Raw genomic sequence first — 23,855 nt, 5'->3', positions numbered from 1 at the left:
GGTAGAGGAAGGGGCCCTTCTTAACACGCACCGTCAGGCGTCCATCCCGCGCAGGACCAGCGGCACGCGGGTCGCGCCGCCGGTGACCACCCGCACCGGCACGCCCCAGTCCTGCCGGGTCAGGTGGCATGCCGCGTGCTCGACGTCGGCGTCGCAGGTCGCCGCCTGGGCGGTCACCTGGAGCACGCCCTGCGCCACGTCGCCGCTGACCACCAGCTTGCGGGACAGGTCGGTGGTCGTGCCGGCACCCTCGACCAGCAGCTCCGGCGGGGACGCCGAGATCACGAGCCGGGTGGACGGCCCGTACGTCTCGTCGAGCTTCTGCCCCGGCGCCGGCGTGAAGATCACGTCCAGGGTCAGCTCCCCGGCCGCCACGTCTGTGGGCTTGCGTTCCAGCCGGTGCCGGGGGCCGTCCACCGTGTTGGCCCCGGCCGACGTCAGCGCGCCCGGCGCCAGCCGGGTCAGCCGGTGCGCGGCCGACTCGACCACCAGCACGTCGCCCTCGCCGGTGAGCACCAGGTCGCTCGGCTCGGCCAGCCCGTCCGCCACGGTGCCCACCTGGCCGGTCTCCGGGTCGAAGCGGCGCACCGCCCCGTTGTACGTGTCGGCGATCAGCACCGAGCCGTCGGGCAGCGCGCACACGCCCAGCGGGTGCTGGAGCAACGCCTGGTCGGCCGGGCCGTCGACGTGCCCGAAGTCGAACAGGCCCTGACCGACTGCGGTGTGCATCACGCCGTCGGAGACCCAGCGGATCGCGCTGGTCTCGCTGTCGGCCACCCAGAGGCGGGCACCGTCGGCCGAGACCGACAACCCGGACGGCTGGGCCATCCACACGTCCGGCAGCGGGCCGTCGCGCAGCGCCTCGACAGTGGTCCCGGCGTACATGCCGGCGGTCCGCTTGATCGGGTCGAACCACCAGAGCTGGTGGATACCGGCCATCGCCACGACCACCCGGTCGTCGTACCAGGCCACGTCCCAGGGGGAGGAGAGGTCGACCGCGCGGGCGTCGTGCGCGTGGTCGTCGACAGTCGAGCGCCACTGCCGTCCGGTGCCGGCCACCGTGACCACCTCGCCGGAGGACAGCCGTACGCCGCGCAGCAGGTGGTTGACCGTGTCCGCGACGACCACGTCGTAGCCGGCCACCTCGGCCACGTGCGGCGGTAGCAGGCAGAGCCCCTGCGGCTCGGCGAACGTGGCGGCGGAGGCCGGGCCGTCGGTGCGGCCCCGGGAGCCGGCGCCGATGCGGCGGACCACCGTCTCGCCGTCGGCGGCCAGCTCGACCAGGGAGTGCCGGGCCGAGTCGCTGACCAGCAGGTTCCCGCCGTCGAGCGGCAGCGCCTTGCCGGGGAACCGCAGGACGGTGTCCGGCTCGGCCGGCGGCACGTACGGGCCCTCGCCCCGGTGCAGGGTGCCCTTCGCCTCGTGGCCGGCGATCAGTTCGTCGATCAGCCGGGCCAGCCCTTCGGCATGCCCCTCGCCAGCCATGGTGGCGACCACGTACCCCTCGGGGTCGACCACGGCGAGCGTCGGCCACGCCTTGGCCGCGTACTGCTGCCACATGTCCATCTCGGCGTCGTCGAGCACCGGGTGGTGCACGCCGTAGCGCTCGACGGCCGCGGCCAGCGCCGCCGGGTCCTTCTCGTGCTCGAACTTCGGCGAGTGCACGCCGATCACGACCAGGACGTCGCCGTACTTGTCTTCGAGCGGACGCAGCTCGTCGAGCACGTGCAGGCAGTTGATGCAGCAGAACGTCCAGAAATCGAGCAGGACGATCTTGCCGCGCAGGTCGGCCAGCGTGACGGCCATGCCGCCGGTGTTCAGCCAGGCCCGACCCCGCAGTTCCGGTGCCCGTACGCGTGCGCTCATGCCCCCATCGTGCCGCACCGGCCGGGCCCGCTCCCGGCGATCCCGGGGTGAACAGACGCACACCGGAACGACGCGGAGCGCCCACCCCCGTGAGGGATGGACGCTCCGCGTACGTGCGGTTACTGGCCGGCGGGCTTCAGGCAGAGCACCCGGGTGGTCCCGCCGCTCTCGACCGAGACCGACGGCTGCGCCAGATCGGCGCACTTGTCCTTGTTGTCCACCTTCGACACCACGCTGAACGCTCCCGGCTCACCGCAGTCGGCGGCCACGGCGCTCGTGCCGGACTGCTTCACGCAGGAGCCGACCGCCGGGTCGAAGCCGGCCGACTTGTCGTCGCCGACCTTGCCGAGCAGCGTGAGCAGACCCAGCGGTACGGCGAGGATGAGTACCGCCGCGATCAGCACGGCGGCGAGCACCCGGCCGTTGCGCACCTTCGGCGGGGGCGCCTCGGTCTGCGACTCGGCGGCGTCCGGCTTGAACGCGTCGAAGCGGCCCTGCTCCGGCTCGGTGCCGGGCCCGTCCTGCGCCCACGCCGGCGGAGCCTGCTGGGGCGGCGGGAAGGCGTTCGAATCCGCCGGACCCTGGCCGGGCACCGCGACCGAGGCGCGTCCCCCGGCGGACGGGCCGAACCGGTCCGGCTCCCCGAACGGCTCGGGCCGGCCGGCCGGGCTGCCGAACGCCGCCTGCTGCCCACCCGGACCGCCGAATGGGTCGGGCTGGCCGCCCTGGTTGCCGAACGGATCCTGGTGACCGCCGGGACCGCCGAACGACTCCTGCTGACCGCCGGGGCCGAACGGGTCCGGCCGGCCACCCGGGCCGCCGAACGCGTCCTGGCCGCCGGGAGCGCCGTACGGGCTCTGCGGGCCGCCGAACGGGTCACGGGAGGCGTCGGGCTGCTCGCCGCCCGGGTGCACGCCGTTTGCGGGGCGGGTGTTGCCGGGCGGGTCCACGAAGGACGGCACACCGACCGGGAACGACGGCGGCGCGGCGGGCGAGGAGGGCGCTCCGGTGTACCCGTGCGGTCCGTCGGCGTCCTCGGACCGCGGCTGCGGGCCGGGGAAGCCGTTGCCGTGCGGCCCGTCCTGGCCGGGGAACCCGGGCTCGTCCTGCTCGGGGGCGTCCTCGGGCTCCGGGCGGGCGGGCCGCCCGTACACCCGGGGCTGCGGCGTGGGGCCGCCGGTCGGCAGCGGCTGGTCGGACGGCGGGGTGACGCGGCTGGCCACCGGCACAGACGCGCTCGCCGAGACCGGGCCGCCCTCCGGGGAGGTACGCGGTCCGGGAACGGCTGGCGACTGCGGCTCCTCCGGGCGCGACGCGTTCCAGCCGCCGTCGCCGCGCTCCGGCTCGTACCCCTGGGGTTCGGGGCCCGGGTGGTCGGCGGGCGACGACGCGGCCAGCGCGGCGCCCGGCACCCGCTGCTGCTGTGCCGGCAGCGGTACCGCGTTGCCGGGGGAGATGCCCGGCGCGGGCGCGGGCTGGTAGGCCGGGGCGGAGTCCTCGGACCGGCCCCACGCCTCGGCCTGCGGCCACGGCTCGGGTGACGGTGCGGCCGGACGCTCGTCCTGGTTGCCGCCCCAGCCGGCGGGCGCGTCGGACGACGGCACGGACACGCTCGCGCGGGCCTCGACCGGCGCGGCGGCACCCCAGGCGGGCTGCGCCTGCTCGTCCGACGGCCGCGCGGGCTCGCGCTGCTGCGGTACGGCGGTGCCGTCGCCCCAGCCGCCGGCCTGCCGGCTCTGGTTCGGCTCCCAGCCGCCCGGCTGTGCCGCCTCGGCGGGGCTCGCGGCGCGCCCGGCGGCCCAGCCGCCCGAGCGGTCCGGGTCCTCGGTGCGGGCCGGCTCGTCCCAGCCGCCGGACCGGTTCTCGGCCTGCGGGGCGGGCCAGCCGCCGGAACGCTGTCCCTCGTCGTGCTGCGGCCCACCGGTCGCGCGCCAGCCGCCGCTGTCCTCGACGGAGCGGTTGTCCTGATCGGACTGCTCCGGAGTGGACCACGCGTTGTCCGGCCGGGCGGCGCCCGGCACGGAGACCGCGGCGGCGGCACGGGCGGGCGGGTCGGCCGGCGGCCAGGTGGCACCGGTCTGCTGACCCGGCGCCCAGGCCGGCTGGCTCTCCCGCGGGTTCCAGCCGCCCGAGCGGTTCGGGTCGTCGGACGCGGCGGGCTGCTCGTCGCGCGGATTCCAGCCGCCGGAGCGGTTCGGGTCGTGCTGCTGCTGTGCGGCGGCCCAGCCACCGGCGCGACCGGAGGCGTCCTCGTGCTGCCCGCCGGTGGGCGCGAAGCCGCCGGAGCGGTGCGGGTCGTCAGCGGGGGCGGGCGTGACCCAGGTCTCGTTCGGCACGGTGGCCGGGGCGGGCACGTAACCGGTGCCGCGGGCGGCCGGGTCACCGGACGGCGACCAGCCCGGCTGCTCGCCGGAGCCCCACCCGGGTCGGTTCTGCTCGGCGGCCCAGGGGGCCTGCGACGGCTCGGCCGGGCTGCCCGGCGGCGTGGCGGCCCAGGCGGGCGGCGCCTGCTCGGCGCCGCGATCAGGGCCGGACTGCTCCTGGTTGCCCCAGGAGGGGCCACCGGAACCGGCCCAGGCGGGGTTGCCCTGGTCGTTGCCGCCCCAGGCGGGCTGCGGGACCTGGGCGGTCGCCCGCCCGGTCACCGGCTGCCCGGCGGGCGGGGCCCACGCGGGTGGCTGGTCGTCGTTCGCGGCCCAGGCCGGGGCCGGCTGCGCGGGCCGACCGGCCGGCGGGGGCGGTGCCCAGCCGAGGTCGGGTGCGCCGTTGTACCCGTTGTCCTGCTGCGCCGGCTGATCGCCGTACGGCACCGGTCCGCCGGTGCCCGGCGACACCTCGCCCGGCTCCTGGCCGGGGCGGTGCGGAGCCTCGGACGTCATGGGTGCGCCTCCTCCATCACAGGTCGGCCGCCGATGCCGGTCGGGGGAACCGTCGGCACGGCTGCCGGCGTCGCCGGCGGGTACCGGCCGTGCGGGCTCCCCGCACCGTATCCGGTGGTCGCCCGAGGCCGCCCGGGGGAGCATCAGCGGTCACCGAAAGTCACCGGACGACGTCGATGGGTTTCGTTGTCCCGCGTCCGTCCGGAGTCAGCCGGTTGGCGACCGTGCCAACCGTACCGGGCGGTGGAGCGAGGTGGAATCCCGGTGCCGACCGACACCGATACGCCGAAGACCCGCCCGGTGCCGGGCGGGTCTTCGGACTGGAGGAGGTGAGAAAGGTCGATGGCGTCAGCTCATGTGACGCTGGGCGATGGCGAGAAGCTCCTCGCGGACCGCGGGCGAGTTGGCGGAGCGCAGCGCGTGCTCGATGGCGCGGGCGCGGCGGTTGGCGTCGCGGCGGGTGCGGATTCGCTCGATCATGCTCATCTCGGGTCTCTCCTCCTGGCTATTCGGTTGTCAGCCCCTTGATGTCTCTATTTAAGCGCACCGGGACGCCCATCGCCATCGATTATTAGGTGAGCTGAACCACGTACCTACGGATCGTAGGTGTTCACACCCTCAGATCCGACGAATCCGTTCCCAAAAAAGTCACGGCCGGTGTGCCGGGCGTTCACCCGTGGCACACCGGCCGTGACCGGAGCGGTGGTGCGTCAGGTCCAGGCGAGCAGCGCCGCCTCCGGGTCGGCCAGGAAGTCCCCGATGTCGCGGAGGAACTTCGAACCCAGCTCACCGTCGATGATCCGGTGGTCGAAGGACAGGCCCAGCGTGGTCACCAGGCGCGGCTTCACCTTGCCCTTGTGCACCCACGGCTGCTCCCGTACCGCGCCGAAGGCGAGGATCGCCGACTCACCCGGGGGCAGGATGGGCGTACCGGTGTCGACGCCGAAGACGCCGACGTTGGTGATGGTGAGCGTGCCGCCGGACATGTCCGCCGGGGACGTCTTGCCCGACTTCGCGGTCTGCACCAGTTCCGTCATCGCGTCCGCCAGCTCGCGCAGCGAGAGCCGCCCGGCGTCCTTGATGTTCGGCACGATCAGGCCGCGCTCGGTGGCCGCCGCGATGCCGAGGTTGACGTACTCCTTCACCACGATCTCGTCGCCGGCCCAGGTCGAGTTGACCATCGGGTGCCGCTTGACGGCCAGGAGCACCGCCTTGGCGACCAGCAGCAGCGGCGAGACGCGCACGTCCCGCCACTCGCGCCGCTCACGCAGCCGGTCCAGCGCCTTCATCGCCCGGGTCACGTCGACGGTCAGGAACTCCGTCACGTGCGGGGCGGTGAACGCCGAGCGGGCCATGTTCTCCGCGGTGAGCTTGCGTACCCCCTTGACCGGGATGCGCTGCTCGCGGTCCGCGCCGAAGCTCGCGGCCGACGCGGCAGGCGCCGCGACCGTCAGCGGCTCGGCCGCCGCCGGGGTCGCGCTCGCCGCCCGCTGTACGTCCTCACGGGTGATCGAGCCGAGCGGACCCGAGCCGGTGAGCGTGGCCAGGTCGATGCCGAGATCCTTCGCCAGCTTGCGGACCGGCGGCTTGGCCAGCACCGGACCGCTGACCCGGCCGTTGCCGTTGACCGCCTGCGCCGGAGCGGGCGCCACCGGCGCGGGAGCGACAGGCGCGGGTGCCACCGGGGCGGCGGCCTGAACCGGTGCCGCGGCCGGCGCGTCGCCCTTGCGGGGGCGGCGCTTGGCCGGGGCGTTGCGCGGGCCGTAGCCGACCAGCACGGCGGTACGCCCACCCGGGGCCACACCACCGATCAGGCCCGGCTCGACCATGCCCTCGGCCGGCGCGACCTGGACCGCTGCGAGCGACGCGGCCGACGGGGCGGGCAGCTCCGACGCCGGGGTCGCGGTCGTCGACTCCTCGATCGGCCCGGCGTTCGGGTCGGTGTCGATCGCGATGATCGGTACGCCGACCTCGACCGTCGACCCCTCCGGGTGGAAGATCGCCTGCACCCGGCCGGCCCACTTCGCCGGGATCTCGACCGCCGCCTTGGCGGTCTCCACCTCGACGATCGGCTGGTTCAGCTCGATGTCGTCGCCGACCTTGACCAGCCAGGCGAGGATCTCGCCCTCGGTCAGGCCCTCGCCCAGGTCGGGAAGGTTGAACTCCTTGATCCGGGACATGCCGCTCACCAGCCGAACGTGCGGTCGACGGCGTCGAGCACCCGGTCCAGGTCGGGCAGGTACTCCTCCTCCACCCGGGCGGCCGGGTAGGGGGTGTCGAAGCCGGTCACCCGCAGCACCGGGGACTCCAGGGAGTAGAAGCACTCCTCGGTGATCCGGGCCGCGATCTCCGACCCGAGACCCAGGTTGCCCGGGGCCTCGTGCACCACCACGCAGCGGCCGGTGCGCCGCACCGACTCGTACGCGGCGGTCAGGTCCAGCGGCGAGATCGTCCGCAGGTCGATGACCTCCAGCTCGCGGCCGTCCTCGGCGGCGGCGGTGGCCGCGTCGAGCGCGGTGCGGACCATCGGGCCGTACGCCAGGACCGTCGCGTCGGTGCCGGGCCGCGCGACCCGGGCCGAGTGCAGCGGGTACGCGTCGGCGATCGGCGCGTCCAGGTCCACCGGGCCCTTCTCCCAGTAGCGCCGCTTCGGCTCCAGGAACACGATCGGGTCGTCCGACGCGATCGCCTGCTGGATCATCACGTACGCGTCCTGCGGGTTCGCGCAGCTCACCACCTTGAGACCGGCGGTGTGCGCGAAGTACGCCTCGGGCGACTCGGAGTGGTGCTCGACAGCGCCGATGCCGCCGCCGAACGGGATGCGGATGACCATCGGGATCCGCACCTTGCCCTGCGAGCGGTAGTGCATCTTCGCCACCTGCGACACGATCTGGTCGTACGCGGGGTAGACGAAGCCGTCGAACTGGATCTCGCAGACCGGCCGGAAGCCGCGGATGGCCAGGCCGACGGCGGTGCCGATGATGCCGGACTCGGCCAGCGGGGTGTCGATCACGCGCTGGTCGCCGAAGTCCTTCTGGAGGCCGTCGGTGATCCGGAACACGCCGCCGAGCTTGCCGACGTCCTCGCCCATGACGACGACCTTCGGGTCGTTCTCCAAGGCCCGCCGCAGGCCGGTGTTGAGCGCCTTGCCGAGGGTGAGCGTCTCCGTGGCCATCAGTGCGCGCTCCCCTCGAAGGACTCCATGTACTGCGTGAACCGGGCCCGCTGCTCGTCCAGTTCGGGAGAGCCGTTGGGGTAGACGTGGTCGAACATGGTCACCGGCTGCGGGTCGGGCATGGCGAGCACGCGCTCGCGCAGGTGCACCGACTCGGTGCGGGCCTGCTCGTCGACCTCGGTGAAGAACGACTCGTCGGCGATCTTCTGCTTCGTCAGGAACGCCTTCATCCGGGCGATCGGGTCCTTCGCCTGCCACGCCTCGACCTCGCTGGCGATGCGGTAGCGGGTCGGGTCGTCGGAGGTGGTGTGCGCGCCCATCCGGTAGGTGTACGCCTCGATCAGGCTCGGGCCCTGGCCGTTGCGCGCGTTGTCCAGCGCGTGCCGGGTCACCGCGTACGACGCGAGCACGTCGTTGCCGTCCACCCGGACGCCGGGGAAGCCGAACCCGCCGGCCCGCCGGTACAGCGGCACGCGGGTCTGCCGCTCCAGCGGCTCGGAGATGGCGTACTGGTTGTTCTGGCAGAAGAACACCAGCGGGGCGTTGAAGACGCTGGCCCAGACGAACGACTCGTTGACGTCGCCCTGGCTGGTGGCGCCGTCGCCGAAGTAGGCGATGACCGCCTCGCCGTCCTCGCCGCCGGTCTTGCCGTCCATGGCGACACCCATGGCGTACCCGGTCGCGTGCAGGGTCTGCGCCCCGATCACGATCGTGTACATGTTGAACTTGAACTCGTTCGGATCCCAGCCGCCCTGGTCGACGCCGCGGAACAGGCCCAGCGGCATGATCGGGTCGATGCCGCGGCAGTAGAGCACGCCGTGCTCGCGGTAGGTCGGGAAGGCCATGTCCTGCGTACGCAGCGCCCGGCCGGAGCCGACCTGCGCGGCCTCCTGGCCCAGCAGACTGGCCCACAGTCCCAGCTCGCCCTGGCGCTGCAGAGCGGTGGCCTCGGCGTCCAGCTTGCGGACCAGCACGAGGTCGCGGTACAGCCCGCGGTACTCCTCGTCGGCGAAGTCGACGCGGTACTCGGTCCCGTCCGGGCCGAGCGCGCTCTCGATCCGCTCACCCTCGGGGGTGAGCAGTTGTACGAGTTCCGGTTCACCGGTCGCGGCGGCGCGCCTGGTGCGGGGTGCGGCCCGCTTGCTGCGGGTGGCGGCCCCGGGGTCGCCCTTTGCCATCCGTCTCTCCCTGTCTGTCTGCGCCGGCGCCGGGGGTTACCCGAGCCGAGCACCTCGTGCGCCCGCCCGGCTGGTGCCGGGTCGGTCCCTGGCGACCGCGCCTGACCCCGGTAGGGGTTGCCGCGCGGCGTGAGCCGGAGTCGGTCGGGGACAGACCCAGGCCCGGGAGCGCCGGCGCCGTTCCGCACCAGCCGCGGGGTACGCGGAGGTGGCGGCTGCGTTGCCGTCGTGTCTGAATGATTGCAGAGGAGGTGAGCGGGCCCACAGTATGGCCTCCCTCGCCAGGGAGGTTCGATCGGGTTCACGACGGATAGGCGCTTTTGTCCGCAGTGGCGGGTGCGGCCGACGTACAAAATGTGTGTCGACACGCGGTTGCGGCTGGTGAACTGAGCGTCACTGGGTCAAGCTTGCGGTGAGCTGTTGCGCGGCATTTGTCCGAATATCCGCGCGTGCTCTTCGTCCGTCCGTGCGTGAGGAGTGTGCCGGTGTCCGAACCAGAGGGTCCGCCCGGTACGCCCTTCCTCGGCCGGCACCGGGCCCTGCCCGCCTCCCCGTACCGCCGGGTCGTGGGCGCGCACCGCGCCCCCGGAACGGGCGGTCCCAGCCGCGGCTACCTGCTCACCGTGGCGTTGCTCGCCGGCACCGCGTCGATGCCGATCCTCGCCGCGATCAGCACCGGGTCGGCCACCGTCGGCAACAGCGCCCTCCCCGACACCAGCACGCCGTTCCTGCCGACCCCCTCGGTCGGCCCGGTGGTCATCCCGATGCCCCAGGGCACGCAGGCCCCGGCGCCGTCCACGCCCACGCCCGCCGTCGACGTGACATCGGTGCCCCCGGCGCGGCCGGTGCTCCCGGCGGCACCGGCCCTGCCCGACGACAGCGACCTCGGCTCCCGGCACCGGTCCCGCCCGGTCGCCGCGCCCCCGCCGCCGGCCGCGCCGGTCCGGCCCACCCCGGTCCGCCCGCCGCGCCCGTCGCCGGTGCCCTCACCGTCGCCGTCGCACTCGCCGTCGGACCCGGCCACGCCGACGCCCGAGCCGAGCCCGAGCCCCGAGCCGTCGGTCACGACCGCCGAGCCGACACCCTCGGCAGGTTCGTCCGACCCGTCCAGCCCATCGGATCCGTCCAGTCCCGCCGACCCGTCCGGTCCCGCCGACCCGTCCGGTCCCGCCGACCCGTCCGGTCCCGCCGACCCGTCCGGTCCCGCCGATCCGTCGGGTTCCGCCGGGCCGTCGGGTTCCGCCGGGCCGTCCGGCCCGGCCAGCCCGTCGGTCTCCCACACCTCATGATCCACACCACTCCGGCGTGGTGGTGCAGTCCCGACCGGCTTGATGCCGCCATTTCGCCGAGCTGGTGTGGATCAACGGTGTCCGGGTTCATGCCCCTCGTGTCGAGCGGTGCGGTCGGGGGACGTCTGGCCACATGATCGACACCATTACGGCGTGGTGGTGTGGTTCCGGTCGGCGCGATGCAGCCACCTCGCCGAGGTGGTGTGGATCAAGGAGGTCCGTGCCATGCCCCACTCGTGTCGGGCCGGGGTGGTCAGGACATGGCAGGCGCATGATCGATACCACTACGGCGTGGTGGTGTGGTTCCGGCCAGCCCAATGCCGCCACTTCGCCGAGGTGGTGTGGATCAACGAGATCCCGGGTTCATTCCCCTGGTGTTGGGCGGGGTGGTCTGGAGGGTGCAGGCCACATGATCGACACCATTACGGCGTGGTGGTGTGGTTCCGGCCGGCGCGATGCAGCCACCTCGCCGAGATGGTGTGGATCACCGAGGGGGGGCGAGGTGATCGGGGTCGGTCTCGCATGATCGGCACCAGCTCGGCGTGGTGGTGTGGTTCTGGCCGGTCGGATGCCGCCACCTCGACGAGGTGGTGCCGAATCAATGCGGGGCGCGAGTGCCTAGGGCGCGTTTCATAAGTCGGGTGCGCCGGGGCGAGGTCACGGCGTGGCGGTGATCGATAACTGAAGAGGTCTCCGGTACTTGGTACAACGACCAAGAAGCACCATGCACCGGAGACCTCGTGGCCACCCTAGCGGTGACGAGGCGGCACGACCTGACCGACGCTCAATGGGCGGCTCTCGCCCCGCTGCTGCCTGCGCGCTCGACCAGGGGACGTCCGCCGAAATGGACAAGACGGCAGCTCATCGACGGGATCCGTTGGCGGATTCGGATCGGATCGCCATGGCGGGACGTCCCGGCCGAGTACGCGCCCTGGCCCACCATCTACGGCCTGTTCCGCCGCTGGCAACGTGACGGAACCTGGGACAGGATCCTGGCCGAGTTGCAGGCCGTGGCGGACGCGGCCGGTCGCATCGACTGGGACGTCAGCATCGACTCGACGACCAGCCGCGCCCATCAGCACGCCGCTGGCGCCCGCCGCGACGGGGACCTGCAGAAAGAACCACCCGGCGGCGTGCACGACGAACCCACCGACCACGCCTTGGGCCGCTCCCGCGGCGGGCTGACCACCAAGACCCACCTCGCCTGCGAGCAAGGCCAGAAAGTCCTGGCCCTGACCCTGACTACAGGCCAACGCGGGGACAGCCCACAGTTCATCCCCGTCCTGCGCAAGATCCGCATCGCCCGGATCAACGGTGGGCATCCCCGCACCCGCCCGGACCTGGTCCTGGCCGACAAGGCCTACACCTCGAAAGGTAACCGGGGCCACCTACGCTCCCGCGGCATCAAAGCCTGCATCCCGAGCAAAACCGACCAGGACGCCCACCGCAAAGCCCGAGGATCAAAGGGCGGCCGCCCGCCCGGGTTCGACCCGGCCGCCTACCGCCAACGCCACGCCGTCGAGTGCGGCATCAACCGCCTCAAACGCCAGCGCGGCGTCGCTACCCGATACGACAAGTTGGCCGTCCGCTTCCAGGCTGTCCTGACCATCGCCATCATCAACGAGTGGCTCTGACGGCATTATGAAACGCGCCCTAGGCCGGGTCGTCGGTGAGGCGGTGGCGGTTCGCCTCGATCCAGGCGTTCAGCGCCTCCGGGTCGTCCGGGTCCACCCCGTCCGCCATGAGCTGGGCCACCGCCGCGGTGGCCGGGCTGCGCCGCTCGCCGGTGCTGTAGAGCCGCGCGAACTCCGGGACCATCTCGGTGATCGCCTCGTCTGTCCGGGCGGCGGCCGACTGTGACAGTCCACGCTGCCGGGCCGCGTACGCCGCCCAGGCGCGCAGCACCCGGGGCAGCATCGCGGCGTCGTCCATGTCCAGCACGGCCCGGCGGTGCACCCAGTCGAGCAGGAACAGCTCCGCGACCATCGGGCTCCACCGCATCGGGTCGGCATCCGGGAAGCTGGCCGCGTGGTCGAGCAGCAGGCCGAGGCAGAAGTGCAGCGAGGCCAGCTCGCCGTCGGCCACCTCGGGCAGCCCGAACCGGGCCGCCTCGGGTGAGTCGAGGAACGCGCGCACCAGGCGGGTGCGCTCCTCGTCGGTGGGCGGCGGCACGACCGCCGGACCGGCCGGCGGGGTCGGCCCCGGGAGTACGGCCAGCCGGGCGCCCACGAGCGCCCGGTCGGTGGCGAGCGAGCCCTGCGCGGGCAGCTCGGTGAGGTCGTCGGTGACCGCCAGGTGGCGGCTCACCTCGGCGTGCATCCGGGCCGGGTCCTCGGTGCGGAACCAGGTGAACTCGTCCTCGGTGCAGATCTCCCGGGCCTGCTCGACGATCCGTCCGGCCGGGCCGCCGACGAAGACGTCCTTGGTGATGCCGATGTTGTGGTCGACGAGCGCCACCAGGGCGTGCTCCGGGCCGCCTTCCTCCTCGTCGTCGTACGCGAACGTGGCGAGGTAGGAGGTCTGGTCGCCGTACACGTCGCCGTAGGCCCAGGCGCCGGTGACGCGCACCCGGCCGAGCTGGCCGGCCCACGACGGGGCGTACGCGCCGGGCCGGACCCGGGCGGCGCCCTCGGCGTCGGGCACCAGGGCGGCGAAGACGGCCCGCAGGGTGGTCGCGGCGGCGCTGCGGCGCCGGGACGTGGCGGCGAGGAAGCCGCTGACGAACTCGCGGACGGCCCGCTCCCGGTCGTGCTCCGCGACGGCGTAGACGCTGCCCAGCAACGCCGCGCCGAGCATCTCCGCGTCCAGGGCCGAGTCGAGCCTCGTCACGTCGCGCGCGGCGTGCAGCACCGCGTCGTAGGGGGTCTGTGGCGTGGCCATGCATCGACCCTACGCCGCACCGGCCGCCCCCACACCGGTCAGCACGCCGGGTTCAGCGCCGTCCCGCCTCGCGCAGCGCGTCCCGGGCCGTGCCGTAGCGCGCCAGCACCGCCCAGACCGGGTCCAGCACGTACTTCTCCCCGACGCTGCCCACCGAGGTGAGCAGGCGCTCCTCCGCCCGCCGCCGGGCCCGCCGGGCGGCCCACCCCACCACCGGCCGGGTGACCGTCGCGACGAGCAGCCCGGCCAGCAGGCCGCCGAGCAGCAGGACCGTGGGCCAGGGCACCACACCGAGCGTCGGGTGTTCGAGCGGCGGCAGGCCGAGCAGGCGCACCGCGTACCCGAGGAGCAGCCAGACCAGGCCGGCCAGCGCGGCGAGGGTGACCACCCACTGGAGCACGCCCACCACCCGCCACCAGCCGGGCCGCCGGTCCATGCCCAGGTCGGTCGCGGCGACCGCGTGGTCGAGCGCGCCCGGCAGGTCGGCCTGCCGGGCCCGGGCCGCGGCGGTCACCGCGGTCGGCCACGGCGCCGGCAGACCGCTACCGGACCGCTCGGCCACCGCGCGGATCGCCAGCGTCAGCGCCGAGCGCTGCGCGGCTGTCGGATCGGGTACGGAGGTGGCCGCGACCAGGCTCTCCGCGGGCGCGTCCGGATCCCGCCCGGGCAGGTGCAGCCGGCGCAGCGGATCCGGCCGCAGCTTGCGCCAGCTCCGCAGCAGCGGCCAGCCGGTGTTGCTCACCGCCCGATGCCGGTACGCGCCCTCGACCGCCGCCGCCACGGTCGGCACCCCGGCCGCCCCGGCCAGTGCCCGGGTCAGCTCCTGCGCCGAGGCGTCACCGGGCCGGGTGCGCGGCGGCTCCGGCCCCACGAGCGGTTCGAGATCGGCCACCACGGCGTCCACGTCGCCGGAGAGCCGGCGCAAGGCGGCCTGCCGTTCGGCGACCGTACGCTCCAGCTCGGTCCGCAGCCCCTCCAGCCCGTTCGGGTCCACCGCGACGGTGGGTAGCAGCGGCACCCCGCCGAGCCCGTCGGCGTCGAGCAGCCGGCGCAGGTCGTCGAGGACCTTCGGCAGCTCGGTCGGGTGCAGCCGGTCGGCCTGGTTGAGCACCACGACCGTGACGTCCTTGTGCCTGTGGAACTCGCGCAGATAGCTGGTGTGGATCACACGGTCGGCGTACTTCTGCGGGTCGACCACCCAGACCACGAGGTCGACGAGGCCGAGCAGGCGGTCGACCTCCAGCCGGTGGCCGTGCTGCACCGAGTCGAAGTCGGGCAGGTCGAGCAGGACGAGGCCGTGCAGGTTCGACTCGTCGTCGGCGTCCAGCGGGCTCTCCCGGACGAACCGGTGCCGGGGCAGCACCCCGACCCAGTCGAGCAGCCGGACCGCGCCGTCGAGCGGGCCCCACACGCAGGCGTGCGCCACACCGGTGGTCGGCCGGCGTACGCCCACCGGCGACAGGTCGAGCCGCGCCAGCGAGTTGAACAGGCTCGACTTGCCGCTGCCGGTCGCGCCGGCGAGCGCGACCACCGTGTGCCGGCCGGAGAGCGCGAGCCGGTCACCGGCGCGCTCGACCACCGTGTGCGCGGCGACGAGCTGGGCGTCGGGCACGTGGCCGTCCACCGCGCCGAGGAACCGCTGGATCGCTGTCAGCCGTTCGATCAGGGTGTCCGGGTCGACCCGCTGCTCGCCCCGCATCGCCTCGCGCATCCGTCCCACGATGTTGCCCACGGTGCCGTCCTTGCTCGCGCTCACGGGCGACCGTCCTGCTCGGGGGCCGGGAACAGGCCGCTGCGGTGCCGGGCCCGCTCGACCTCGACGGCGGCCCAGCGCAGCGCCGCACCGGCGTTGGCTGCGGGGCGCTCGGCCTCGGTGCGGCGCAGGTAGCGCTCGGCCTCCTCGGCCAGCAGCTTGCCGACCCGGTCGAGCAGGTCGACGCGGGCCTTGCGGGCCAGGTTGCGCACCGCCTGGTCCCCGAAGATCGCCTGGAGCACGGTCTGCCCGGCGACCGCCGTGCCGGTGCCCGCGGCGACCTCCAGCCCGGTCGGGATGAACGCGGTGGAGGCGAACACGCCGATCATGACGGCGAGGCCGGTGGCGTTCACCGCGTACGCGGCCGTGCGGGCCACGAACCGCCGGTCGCCGCCCTCGACCCGGACCAGCTCCAGCACGCCGCGCTGCCAGTCGCGGACCAGCTGCTCGGCCCGCTCCGGCAGGTCGGCCGAGGGGTGGGCCAGGTCCGGCTCCAGCAGCGCCGCGCCCGCCGGGTGCGCCTTCCAGCCGGTGTACGCGTTCTCCGCCGCCTCGGCGGCCACCCCGCGCAGCAGCGTGACGAGCTGGGACTCGATCGCGGTACGCAGTTCCGCGGCGGGAGCGGGCCGCCCGGTGACCGCCGCGACCACCCGGTCGCGCAGGCGCCCGATGCGGGCCTCCAGCCCGCGGAAGAAGTCGCCGGTGCCGATGAACTCCTGCCAGCGGGCCAGCACCTCGCCGCGCAGCAGCCGGCCGTCCCTGAGCCCCTGGTCGACGCTCCGCTCCGCGCTCCGGTACGCGGCCTGGACCCGCTCGTCCAGCGCGTCGGCGGCGGTGACCTGCTCGTCGGCGGCCTCGGCCAGCCCTTCGACGACCGGGTGCACCGCGGCCAGCGCGCCGTCGAGTGTCTGCCGGACCACCGCGGCGCGGGCCTCGGCGTCGGCGGCGAGCCGGGCGAACCAGTCGCTCAGCGGCGCGGTGATCCGGTCCGGCAGCAGCCCCTGCCCGTCCACCCAGGTCTCCGGCAGCACGAACAGCGGCGAGGCGCCCAGCTCCTGCTCGGCGAGCATCTCGGACAGGTGGGCGGCGACCTCGTCGGCTGCCTCCGGGGGCACCCGGTCGAGCACCATCGCCACGGCGGTGCCCCGGGCGCGGGCGCTGCGGAGCAGTTCCCAGGGGACGGCGTCGGCGTACCGGGCGGCGGTGGTGACGAACAGCCAGAGGTCGGCGGCGGCGAGCAGCTGACCGGCGAGCGCCCGGTTGGCGTCGACCACCGAGTCGATGTCGGGCGCGTCGAGGAAGGCCAGGCCGGGCGGCAGCGCCGGCGCGGTGACCAGGTGCAGGGTGCCCGGCTGCTCGCTGGGCTCGGTGGTCCGGGTCAGACCGGGCAGCAGCTCACCCTGCCGGAACCAGGCCGCGTCGGTCGGGCTGCACACCAGCACCGGGGAGCGGGTGGTGGGGCGGAGCACACCCGCCGCGCTGACCCGCGCCTGGACCAGGCTGTTGACGAGCGTCGACTTGCCGGCGCCGGTGGAACCGCCGACGACCACCAGGAGCGGGGCGTCGAGCCGGGCCAGCCGGGGCAGCAGGTAGTCGTCGAGCTGGTCGGTGAGGCTCGTTGCGGCGTGCCGGGCCGGCTCGGCCGAGGGCAGGGCGAGCGGGAAGCGGGCCGCACCGATCGCCGCGCGCAGGCCGGTGAGCGCGGCGGGCAGGCCGTCGGCGGCGTGAGCAGGCTGGTCGTCGCCCGTGGTGGCTCCGGTGCGGGCTGCGACGGCGGGCGCGCCGGCACGGGTGGCGGAATCGCCATGCGTCGTCACCGCTAAAGCGTGCCCGACCGACGCAAGGTAAGACAACCGGACAGTAGTAACGGTCGGGTTGCGCCGGGTCGGCTCAACCCCGACTTGCGGATTGGCGATCGCGTGGCACTATTGAGTCAAGTTCACTCAACTTGTGGTGCGGTCGCTTCTGGGCGACCCGCCGGGCAGGCCGTCTGACCTGCTCACCCGTTATGAAGCGAGGAAGCGAACATGGCACGTGCGGTCGGCATCGACCTCGGCACGACGAACTCCTGCGTCAGCGTTCTCGAGGGCGGTGAGCCCACCGTCATCGCCAACGCCGAGGGCTCGCGTACGACTCCCTCGATCGTCGCGTTCGCCCGCAACGGCGAGGTGCTCGTCGGTGAGGTCGCCAAGCGCCAGGCGGTGACCAACCCCGACCGGACCATCCGGTCGGTCAAGCGTGAGATCGGCACCAACTGGACCGTCGACATCGACGGCAAGAAGTACACCCCGCAGGAGATCTCGGCGCGCACGCTGATGAAGCTCAAGCGGGACGCCGAGGCGTACCTGGGCGAGCAGATCACCGACGCGGTGATCACCGTCCCGGCCTACTTCAACGACGGGCAGCGCCAGGCCACCAAGGAGGCCGGTGAGATCGCCGGCTTCAACGTGCTGCGGATCGTGAACGAGCCGACCGCGGCGGCCCTGGCGTACGGCCTGGACAAGGGCTCCAAGGAGCAGACCGTCCTGGTCTTCGACCTCGGTGGCGGCACCTTCGACGTGTCCCTGCTGGAGCTGGCCGAGGGCGTGGTGGAGGTCAAGTCCACCAGCGGTGACAACCAGCTCGGTGGTGACGACTGGGACCAGCGCATCATCGACCACCTGGTGAAGACGTTCCGCGGCGAGCACGGCATCGACCTCTCGCAGGACAAGATGGCCATGCAGCGGCTCAAGGAGGCCGCCGAGAAGGCCAAGATCGAGCTGTCCGCCGCGACCACCAGCAACATCAACCTGCCGTACATCACGGCCGGTTCGGCCGGCCCGCTGCACCTGGACGTGACGCTCAGCCGCGCCGAGTTCCAGCGCATGACGCAGGACCTGCTGGACCGCTGCAAGGGCCCGTTCGAGCAGGCCGTCAAGGACGCCGGCATCAAGATCTCCGACGTCGACCACGTCATCCTGGTCGGCGGCTCGACCCGCATGCCGGCCGTGACCGACCTGGTCAAGCAGCTCACCGGCCGCGACCCGAACAAGGGCGTCAACCCGGACGAGGTCGTCGCCGTCGGCGCCGCTCTCCAGGCCGGTGTGCTCAAGGGCGAGGTCAAGGACGTCCTGCTGCTCGACGTGACCCCGCTGAGCCTGGGCATCGAGACCAAGGGCGGCATCTTCACCAAGCTGATCGAGCGCAACACCACCATCCCGACCAAGCGCTCCGAGGTGTTCACCACGGCCGACGACAACCAGCCGTCGGTGCTGATCCAGGTGTTCCAGGGCGAGCGGGACATCGCCGCCTACAACAAGAAGCTCGGCACCTTCGAGCTGACCGGTCTCCCGCCGGCCCCGCGCGGCGTGCCGCAGATCGAGGTCACGTTCGACATCGACGCCAACGGCATCGTGAACGTGCACGCCAAGGACCTGGGCACCGGCAAGGAGCAGAAGATGACGATCACCGGCGGCTCCTCGCTGCCGAAGGACGACATCGAGCGGATGCGCCGGGACGCCGAGGAGCACGCCGACGAGGACAAGCGCCGCCGTGAGGAGGCCGAGACCCGCAACGTGGCCGAGGCGCTCCAGTGGCAGACCGAGAAGTTCCTCGCCGAGAGCGGCGACAAGCTGCCCGGCGAGAACCGTGACCAGCTCAACGAGGCGCTCGGCGAGCTGCGCAGCGCCCTCGGCGGGCAGGACATCGAGAAGATCAAGTCCGCGCACGAGAAGCTGGCGCAGGTCTCCCAGCAGGCGGGCTCGCTGCTCTACGCCCAGCAGCAGGAGGGCGAGCAGACCGCACCGGGCGCGGCCGGGCCGGGTGCCGGCGCGGGCGCGGCCGGTGGCCCGAAGGCCGGTGGCGACGACGACGTGGTCGACGCGGAGATCGTGGACGAGGACAAGAAGTGACATCCGGTCCCGGACACGATTCGCACGGCAGAGGGATGAGGTAACCGCATGACGGACAAGCCACGAGCGGCCGACCCGGGTGCCACCGGGTCGGCGCCGGGCGCCGGCAAGGACACCGGCGACGAACCCCGGGTCGTCATCCGCGACAAGCGCAAGCTCGGCAAGGTGACCGAGCAGCCGGCGAACGACGCCTCGGCGGCCGACGCGGCCGCCGACGCACCCGCCGAAGGGCTGGTCGAGGAGGCCGAGGTCGTGGTCGACGAGATCGGCGGCGAGGCCGAGGTCAGCGGTCCGACCGTGGTCGACTCGCCCGCCGAGCCGAACGGCGGGACCGGCACGGGCGCGCCGCTCGGCGCCGAGCTGGAGTCGCTCCGCACCGACCTGGAGGAGCGCACCCGCGACCTCCAGCGGGTGACCGCGGAGTACGCCAACTACCGCAAGCGGGTCGACCGGGACCGCAACCTGGTTCAGGAGCAGGCCACCGGGGCGGTGCTCACCGCGCTGCTGCCGATCCTCGACGACCTGGACCGGGCCCGTGAGCACGGCGACCTGGTGGGACCGTTCGGCAGCGTGGCCGAGCAGCTCACCGGCGCGCTCGCGAAGTTCGGCCTGACCGCGTTCGGCGAGCAGGGTGACCCGTTCGACCCGACCCGGCACGAGGCGGTGGCGCACCAGACCTCCGCCGACGTGACGGAGCCGACCTGCGTCCAGGTCATGCGCCGTGGTTACCAGCTCGGCGAGCGGCTGCTGCGGCCCGCCATGGTCGCGGTCGCGGACCCGGAGTAGTGCCGACCCGTGACGTCCCGCCCGCCCGCACCGGGCGGGCGGGACGACCGGGGTTCGACCCGTGGAAGGGGGTGGACCGGTGAGTTCCAAGGACTGGATCGAGAAGGACTACTACGCCGCGTTGGGCGTGGACAAGTCCGCCTCCTCGGACGAGATCAAGAAGGCGTACCGCAAGTTGGCCCGGGAGTCGCACCCGGACCACAACCCCGGCGACACCGGCGCCGAGGAGCGGTTCAAGACCGTCTCCGAGGCGTACGCGGTGCTCGGTGACGAGAAGAAGCGCCGTGAGTACGACGAGATGCGCTCGCTGTTCGGCTCCGGCGCCTTCCGGCGCAGCGCCCGCGGCGCGGGCCAGCCGGGCGGCATGCCGTTCGACGTCTCCGACCTGTTCGGCGGCGGCGCCGGGGGTGGGGACAGCCGGTTCAGCGGCGGCGGCTTCACCGACCTGTTCAGCTCGATCTTCTCCGGCGGTGCAGGTGGCGGCGGTCCGGCACGTCCGCGCGGCCCGGCCCGCGGCCGGGACGTCGAGACCGAGGTGGCGCTCGACTTCGAAGACGCGGTACGCGGCGTCACGCTGCCGCTGACGCTGCGCGCGCCCGGCGTCTGCGACACCTGCCACGGCAACGGCGCGAAGCCCGGCACCCAGCCGGTGGCCTGCCCGGTCTGCCACGGCGCCGGCGTGACCACCCGCAACCAGGGGTCGTTCAGTTTCTCCGAGCCGTGCCGCAACTGCCAGGGTGTCGGCACGATCGTCGAGGAGAAGTGCCCGGAGTGCCACGGCACCGGCGGGGTCACCAAGACCCGCACGCTGCACGTCCGCTTCCCCGCCGGGGTGTCGGACGGGCAGCGGATCCGCCTGGCCGGCCGAGGTGAGCCCGGCGAGCGGGGCGGTCCGGCGGGCGACCTGTTCGTGCAGGTGAAGGTCCGCCCGGACGAGCTGTTCGGGCGCACCGGGGACGACCTGACCCTGAACGTCCCGATCACGTACGCCGAGGCGGTTCTCGGCACGGACCTGCGCGTGCCGACCCTGGACGGGACGGTGACCCTGCGGGTGCCACCGGGTACGCCCAGCGGGCGGGTGCTGCGCGCCCGCGGCAAGGGCGTCGTACGCAAGGACGGCCGCGCCGGTGACCTGCTGGTCACGCTCGACGTGGTGGTTCCGGCGAAGGTCTCGGACGAGGCGCGGGCGGCGCTGGAGACCTTCGCGGCGCAGACTCCGCCCGCCGCGCGGGAACATCTCGACGCGCGGGTACGTCGATTCAGTTGACGGCGGCACCGGAGGTGAGCGGGCATGTCGGAGGAGTACGTCGGCTCGGGTGACCAGGCATACGAGGCCAAGGTCTTGATGATCTCGGTGGCCGCGCGGATGGCGGGGATGCACCCCCAGACGCTGCGCCAGTACGACCGGCTGGGCCTGGTGCAGGCCGGCCGGGCGTCCGGCGGCGGTCGCCGGTACAGCGTCCGGGACGTGGTGCTGCTCCGCGAGGTGCAGCGGCTCAGCCAGGACGACGGGATCAACCTGGCCGGGGTCAAGCGGATCATCGGGTTGGAGCGGCTGCTCGAAGAGGCGCAGCAGCGGGTGGCCCGGCTGGAGGCGGAACTGGACGCCGCGTACCGGCGGATCGCCGAGCTGGAGTCGCTCGGCGGCTTCCCCCGCGGCGACCTCGTGCCCACCAACCGCACATCCACCGCGCTCGTCGTCTGGCGTCCGCGCCGCGCTCCCGACCGCTGATTCCGTACCTGAAGGCCGGCGCGCCCCGCTCCCCCGGGGCCGCGCCGGCCTTCGTCGTTCCCCGGGCGGTTCGCGGGCCGGGTCAGGGGAAAGCGGGGTACGGCAGAGCGGGGTCAACTAGGCTTTTCCGTAGGGGCAAAAGCCCCAAAGCGGATTCCGGGCTGGCGGGGGGAGTCATGACGGAACCGGCGAAGAAGGTGGCCGAGCGCGCGGAGGAACGGCTGGAGAAGGTGGCCGAGAACGTGCGCGAGCGGTTTGACCGGGTCACCGAGGGACGCTTCAGCGACAAGGTCAAGGAAGGGCGCTTCGCCGACCAGACGGACCACGGCGTGGACCGGGCGCGGGACGACGAGCGGCGCAAGAAGCAGGGCGGGTCGACCTAGACGATCCGCCGACGTGCGGGCCGGGATCCACGGGGGATCCCGGCCCGTTCGTGTTCTGCAAGGCGGGCCGGGACGTCGGGTTGCTCCGGGCGGGCACCACGCACCCGCCCTCGCGGTCGATCATGAAGTTGGCGGCGACAAACCGGACACCAAACACCGCCAAGTTCATGATCGACCAGGCCGGTCGGGTCGACGTGGCCAGTGAGGTCGACGTGGGCGGGTCGAGGTGGTCAGAGGCGGCGGTTCTCGCGGACCAGGCCGCCCTCGCACCAGTCGCGGTAGACGAAGAGATCCGGCCGGGCGAGCAGCACCCGGCTGTTGTGCGCCCAGTTGCGCATCAGGTCGTCGCCGGACTTCTCGGCCTGCTCGACCAGCTTGCGGAACCGGCGCTTGGGGTGGGCGCGGAAGTTCGTCCGGATGCCGTCGGCGGCGTAGATGTAGAGGCAGTGCAGCGTGAACCGCCGCGCCGGGCAGCCCTGATCCATGGCCAGATCGAACAGCGTCTGCACCAGATGGTCACCGGCGACCAGCAGATCCCAGTCGGGCGGCATCGAGGTCAGCGGCACCGAATCCGGTTGATAGGCCCACGCCCGAAGCTCGGCGGGCGAGGGATCGACCGGGTTGGCGAAGCCGCGGAACGTCTCTTCCTGCACGCTCACCGGCCGACCTTCCGCTTGCGCTGGCGGGGGCGCAGGCCACCCGCGGACCCTGGCTGCTGGGCCGAAACGTTAACGCGGTTGGACGGAGCAGGGGTAGACCTTCCCGGGATCAATTTGACAACGCCGGGCCGGATCTGCCCTGCGGCTGATCCGGCCCGGCCCGGTCAGTCGCCGGTGCCCAGGGGCAGCGGCGCGGGCGGCCGTGCGGCGGCGGCGCGGGTGCGCAGCCACTGCTTGAACCACGGGCTGTCCGGCAGGCGGGCGAGCAGCGGCCCGGTCACCACCGTGATCAACACGTACGCGGTGGCGAGCGCGGCGAGCTTCGGCTCCACCGGGTAGACGGCCGCGACGGCCAGCCCGGCGATGACGATGGAGAACTCGCCGCGCGGGGTCAGCGCCAGGCCGGCCCGCCAGCGTCCGGGCTCGGCGATCCCGGCCCGGCGGGCGGCCAGGTAGCCGGTGGCCACCTTCGTCGCCATGGTCACCACTGCGAGCAGCAGCGCGGGCAGCAGCACCGGCGGCATGTCCAACGGGTTGGTGACCAGCCCGAAGAACACGAAGAAGACCGCGGCGAACAGATCACGCAGCGGGGAGAGCAGCTCGGTGGCGTGGTGCGCCACCGGCCCGGACAGCGCGATGCCCACCAGGAACGCGCCGACCGCCGCCGACACCTGGAGCTTGGCCGCGACACCGGCGACCAGCAGGGTCAGGCCGAGCACCCCGAGCAGCAGCGCCTCCGGATCCTTGGCGGAGAGCGCGGCGGAGATCAGGTGGCCGTACCGGATCGCCACGGCCAGCACCACGACCACGGTGAACACCGCGACGGCGAGCGCGATGCCGCCCTTCATCAGGCCGACCCCGGCGAGCAGCGCGGTGACCAGCGGCAGGTAGAGGGCCATCGCCAGGTCCTCGATCACCAGGACGGAGAGGATCACCGGGGTCTCCCGGTTACCCACCCGGCCCAGGTCGCCGAGCACCTTCGCGATCACGCCGGACGACGACACCCAGGTCACGCCCGCGAGCACCACCGCCGCCACCCAGCCCCAGCCGAGCAGGAGCGCGAAGGCGAACCCGGGCAGCGCGTTGAACACCGCGTCGATCAGGCCGGCCGGCGCGGCGGACCGGAGGTTGCCCACCAGCTCGTTCGCGCTGTACTCCAGGCCGAGCATGACCAGCAGCAGGATCACGCCGATCTCGGCGCCGACCGCGAAGAACTCCTCGCTGGCGTTGAGCGGCAGCAGACCACCGTGCCCGAACGCCAGGCCGGCGAGCAGGTACAGGGGGATGGGCGACACGCCGAAGCGACGGCTCAGCCGGCCGAGCAGGCCGAGCAGGAGCAGCAGCGCACCGACCTCGATGAGCAGGATTGTGGTTTCGTGCATACG

General features: G+C 73.3%; 18 protein-coding genes. 7 read left to right on the top strand and 11 right to left on the bottom strand.

Features of this window, described 5'->3' with window-relative positions; translation table 11 throughout:
* Positions 1–33: 33 nt before the first annotated feature.
* From FHX31_RS29390 to pdhA, 6 genes are all read right to left on the bottom strand, one after another.
* Positions 34–1,866: an NHL domain-containing thioredoxin family protein gene (locus tag FHX31_RS29390; protein ID WP_091330477.1), complete on the bottom strand. Its 1,833-nt coding sequence runs from the start codon at positions 1,864–1,866 to the stop codon at positions 34–36.
* A 119-nt stretch (positions 1,867–1,985) separates the two neighbouring features.
* Entirely contained in the window at positions 1,986–4,745 is a 2,760-nt protein-coding gene (locus tag FHX31_RS29385; RefSeq protein ID WP_184977529.1) for an LppU/SCO3897 family protein, read from the bottom strand.
* A gap of 348 nt (positions 4,746–5,093) precedes the next feature.
* On the bottom strand, positions 5,094–5,231 hold the full coding sequence (locus FHX31_RS29380) for a hypothetical protein (RefSeq protein ID WP_013283356.1): 138 nt from the start codon (positions 5,229–5,231) through the stop codon (positions 5,094–5,096).
* A 224-nt stretch (positions 5,232–5,455) separates the two neighbouring features.
* On the bottom strand, positions 5,456–6,925 hold the full coding sequence (locus FHX31_RS29375) for a dihydrolipoamide acetyltransferase family protein (RefSeq protein WP_184977870.1): 1,470 nt from the start codon (positions 6,923–6,925) through the stop codon (positions 5,456–5,458).
* A 5-nt stretch (positions 6,926–6,930) separates the two neighbouring features.
* Positions 6,931–7,920, bottom strand: a complete 990-nt coding sequence (locus FHX31_RS29370; protein ID WP_071097248.1) for an alpha-ketoacid dehydrogenase subunit beta — start codon at positions 7,918–7,920, stop codon at positions 6,931–6,933.
* Entirely contained in the window at positions 7,920–9,098 is a 1,179-nt protein-coding gene (gene pdhA, locus FHX31_RS29365) for a pyruvate dehydrogenase (acetyl-transferring) E1 component subunit alpha (RefSeq protein WP_184977528.1), read from the bottom strand. Before pdhA ends, FHX31_RS29370 begins: the two co-directional genes overlap by 1 nt.
* Positions 9,099–9,583: 485 nt before the next feature.
* Between pdhA and FHX31_RS32470 the strand changes: the two genes are divergently transcribed.
* Positions 9,584–10,387 carry a hypothetical protein gene (locus tag FHX31_RS32470; protein WP_221488168.1) on the top strand — a complete coding sequence of 268 codons (804 nt, stop codon included), beginning with the start codon at positions 9,584–9,586 and terminating at the stop codon, positions 10,385–10,387.
* A 740-nt stretch (positions 10,388–11,127) separates the two neighbouring features.
* Positions 11,128–12,021, top strand: coding sequence for an IS5 family transposase (locus tag FHX31_RS29355; RefSeq protein ID WP_123110244.1), 894 nt, complete (start codon positions 11,128–11,130; stop codon positions 12,019–12,021).
* 19 nt (positions 12,022–12,040) lie between these two features.
* Here the strand turns inward: FHX31_RS29355 and FHX31_RS29350 are convergent, their stop codons facing one another.
* Genes FHX31_RS29350 through FHX31_RS29340 form a run of 3 tightly spaced genes read right to left on the bottom strand, consistent with a single transcriptional unit; the run spans position 12,041 to position 16,837 of the window.
* Positions 12,041–13,267, bottom strand: a complete 1,227-nt coding sequence (locus FHX31_RS29350; protein ID WP_013283361.1) for a hypothetical protein — start codon at positions 13,265–13,267, stop codon at positions 12,041–12,043.
* 52 nt (positions 13,268–13,319) lie between these two features.
* On the bottom strand, positions 13,320–15,023 hold the full coding sequence (locus tag FHX31_RS29345) for a GTPase (RefSeq protein ID WP_071097243.1): 1,704 nt from the start codon (positions 15,021–15,023) through the stop codon (positions 13,320–13,322).
* Positions 15,020–16,837 (bottom strand): ABC transporter, encoded by a 1,818-nt coding sequence (locus FHX31_RS29340; protein WP_184977526.1) that lies wholly within the window; start codon positions 16,835–16,837, stop codon positions 15,020–15,022. The genes FHX31_RS29345 and FHX31_RS29340 overlap by 4 nt, the downstream gene beginning before the upstream one ends.
* A gap of 210 nt (positions 16,838–17,047) precedes the next feature.
* Here FHX31_RS29340 and dnaK point away from each other — a divergent pair, with 210 nt between their 5' ends.
* The 5 genes from dnaK to FHX31_RS29315 all read left to right on the top strand — a co-directional run bounded on the left by dnaK (position 17,048) and on the right by FHX31_RS29315 (position 21,811).
* Entirely contained in the window at positions 17,048–18,910 is a 1,863-nt protein-coding gene (gene dnaK / locus FHX31_RS29335) for a molecular chaperone DnaK (protein WP_013473404.1), read from the top strand.
* 48 nt (positions 18,911–18,958) lie between these two features.
* On the top strand, positions 18,959–19,696 hold the full coding sequence (grpE, locus tag FHX31_RS29330; RefSeq protein ID WP_184977525.1) for a nucleotide exchange factor GrpE: 738 nt from the start codon (positions 18,959–18,961) through the stop codon (positions 19,694–19,696).
* Between the two features lie 79 nt (positions 19,697–19,775).
* Complete coding sequence (dnaJ, locus tag FHX31_RS29325; protein WP_184977524.1) at positions 19,776–20,963, top strand: molecular chaperone DnaJ; 1,188 nt, start codon at positions 19,776–19,778, stop codon at positions 20,961–20,963.
* 24 nt (positions 20,964–20,987) lie between these two features.
* Positions 20,988–21,428, top strand: a complete 441-nt coding sequence (locus FHX31_RS29320) for a heat shock protein transcriptional repressor HspR (protein ID WP_013283367.1) — start codon at positions 20,988–20,990, stop codon at positions 21,426–21,428.
* Between the two features lie 176 nt (positions 21,429–21,604).
* Entirely contained in the window at positions 21,605–21,811 is a 207-nt protein-coding gene (locus FHX31_RS29315) for a hypothetical protein (RefSeq protein WP_013283368.1), read from the top strand.
* A gap of 230 nt (positions 21,812–22,041) precedes the next feature.
* Here FHX31_RS29315 and FHX31_RS29310 read toward each other — a convergent pair whose 3' ends face one another.
* The gene (locus tag FHX31_RS29310) at positions 22,042–22,470 is read right to left on the bottom strand and encodes a hypothetical protein (protein ID WP_013473407.1); all 429 of its coding nucleotides are present in this window, start codon (positions 22,468–22,470) and stop codon (positions 22,042–22,044) included.
* A 164-nt stretch (positions 22,471–22,634) separates the two neighbouring features.
* Positions 22,635–23,852 (bottom strand): cation:proton antiporter, encoded by a 1,218-nt coding sequence (locus FHX31_RS29305; RefSeq protein ID WP_013283370.1) that lies wholly within the window; start codon positions 23,850–23,852, stop codon positions 22,635–22,637.
* Between the last annotated feature and the right edge of the window lie 3 nt (positions 23,853–23,855).

Source organism: Micromonospora sp. CNZ286 (assembly GCF_014207755.1).
This window is presented reverse-complemented; position numbering and strand designations above follow the sequence as displayed.

Bases quoted from the DNA above. Each gene is read 5' to 3' on its own strand.
- FHX31_RS29350 (WP_013283361.1), bottom strand. From the start codon at position 13,267: ATGGCCACGCCACAGACCCCCTACGACGCGGTGCTGCACGCCGCGCGC.
- FHX31_RS29315 (WP_013283368.1), top strand. From the start codon at position 21,605: ATGACGGAACCGGCGAAGAAGGTGGCCGAGCGCGCGGAGGAACGGCTG.
- FHX31_RS29390 (WP_091330477.1), bottom strand. From the start codon at position 1,866: ATGAGCGCACGCGTACGGGCACCGGAACTGCGGGGTCGGGCCTGGCTG.
- pdhA (WP_184977528.1), bottom strand. From the start codon at position 9,098: ATGGCAAAGGGCGACCCCGGGGCCGCCACCCGCAGCAAGCGGGCCGCA.
- FHX31_RS29380 (WP_013283356.1), bottom strand. From the start codon at position 5,231: ATGAGCATGATCGAGCGAATCCGCACCCGCCGCGACGCCAACCGCCGC.
- dnaK (WP_013473404.1), top strand. From the start codon at position 17,048: ATGGCACGTGCGGTCGGCATCGACCTCGGCACGACGAACTCCTGCGTC.
- FHX31_RS29385 (WP_184977529.1), bottom strand. From the start codon at position 4,745: ATGACGTCCGAGGCTCCGCACCGCCCCGGCCAGGAGCCGGGCGAGGTG.
- FHX31_RS29370 (WP_071097248.1), bottom strand. From the start codon at position 7,920: ATGGCCACGGAGACGCTCACCCTCGGCAAGGCGCTCAACACCGGCCTG.
- FHX31_RS29320 (WP_013283367.1), top strand. From the start codon at position 20,988: ATGTCGGAGGAGTACGTCGGCTCGGGTGACCAGGCATACGAGGCCAAG.
- grpE (WP_184977525.1), top strand. From the start codon at position 18,959: ATGACGGACAAGCCACGAGCGGCCGACCCGGGTGCCACCGGGTCGGCG.
- FHX31_RS29375 (WP_184977870.1), bottom strand. From the start codon at position 6,925: ATGTCCCGGATCAAGGAGTTCAACCTTCCCGACCTGGGCGAGGGCCTG.
- FHX31_RS29305 (WP_013283370.1), bottom strand. From the start codon at position 23,852: ATGCACGAAACCACAATCCTGCTCATCGAGGTCGGTGCGCTGCTGCTC.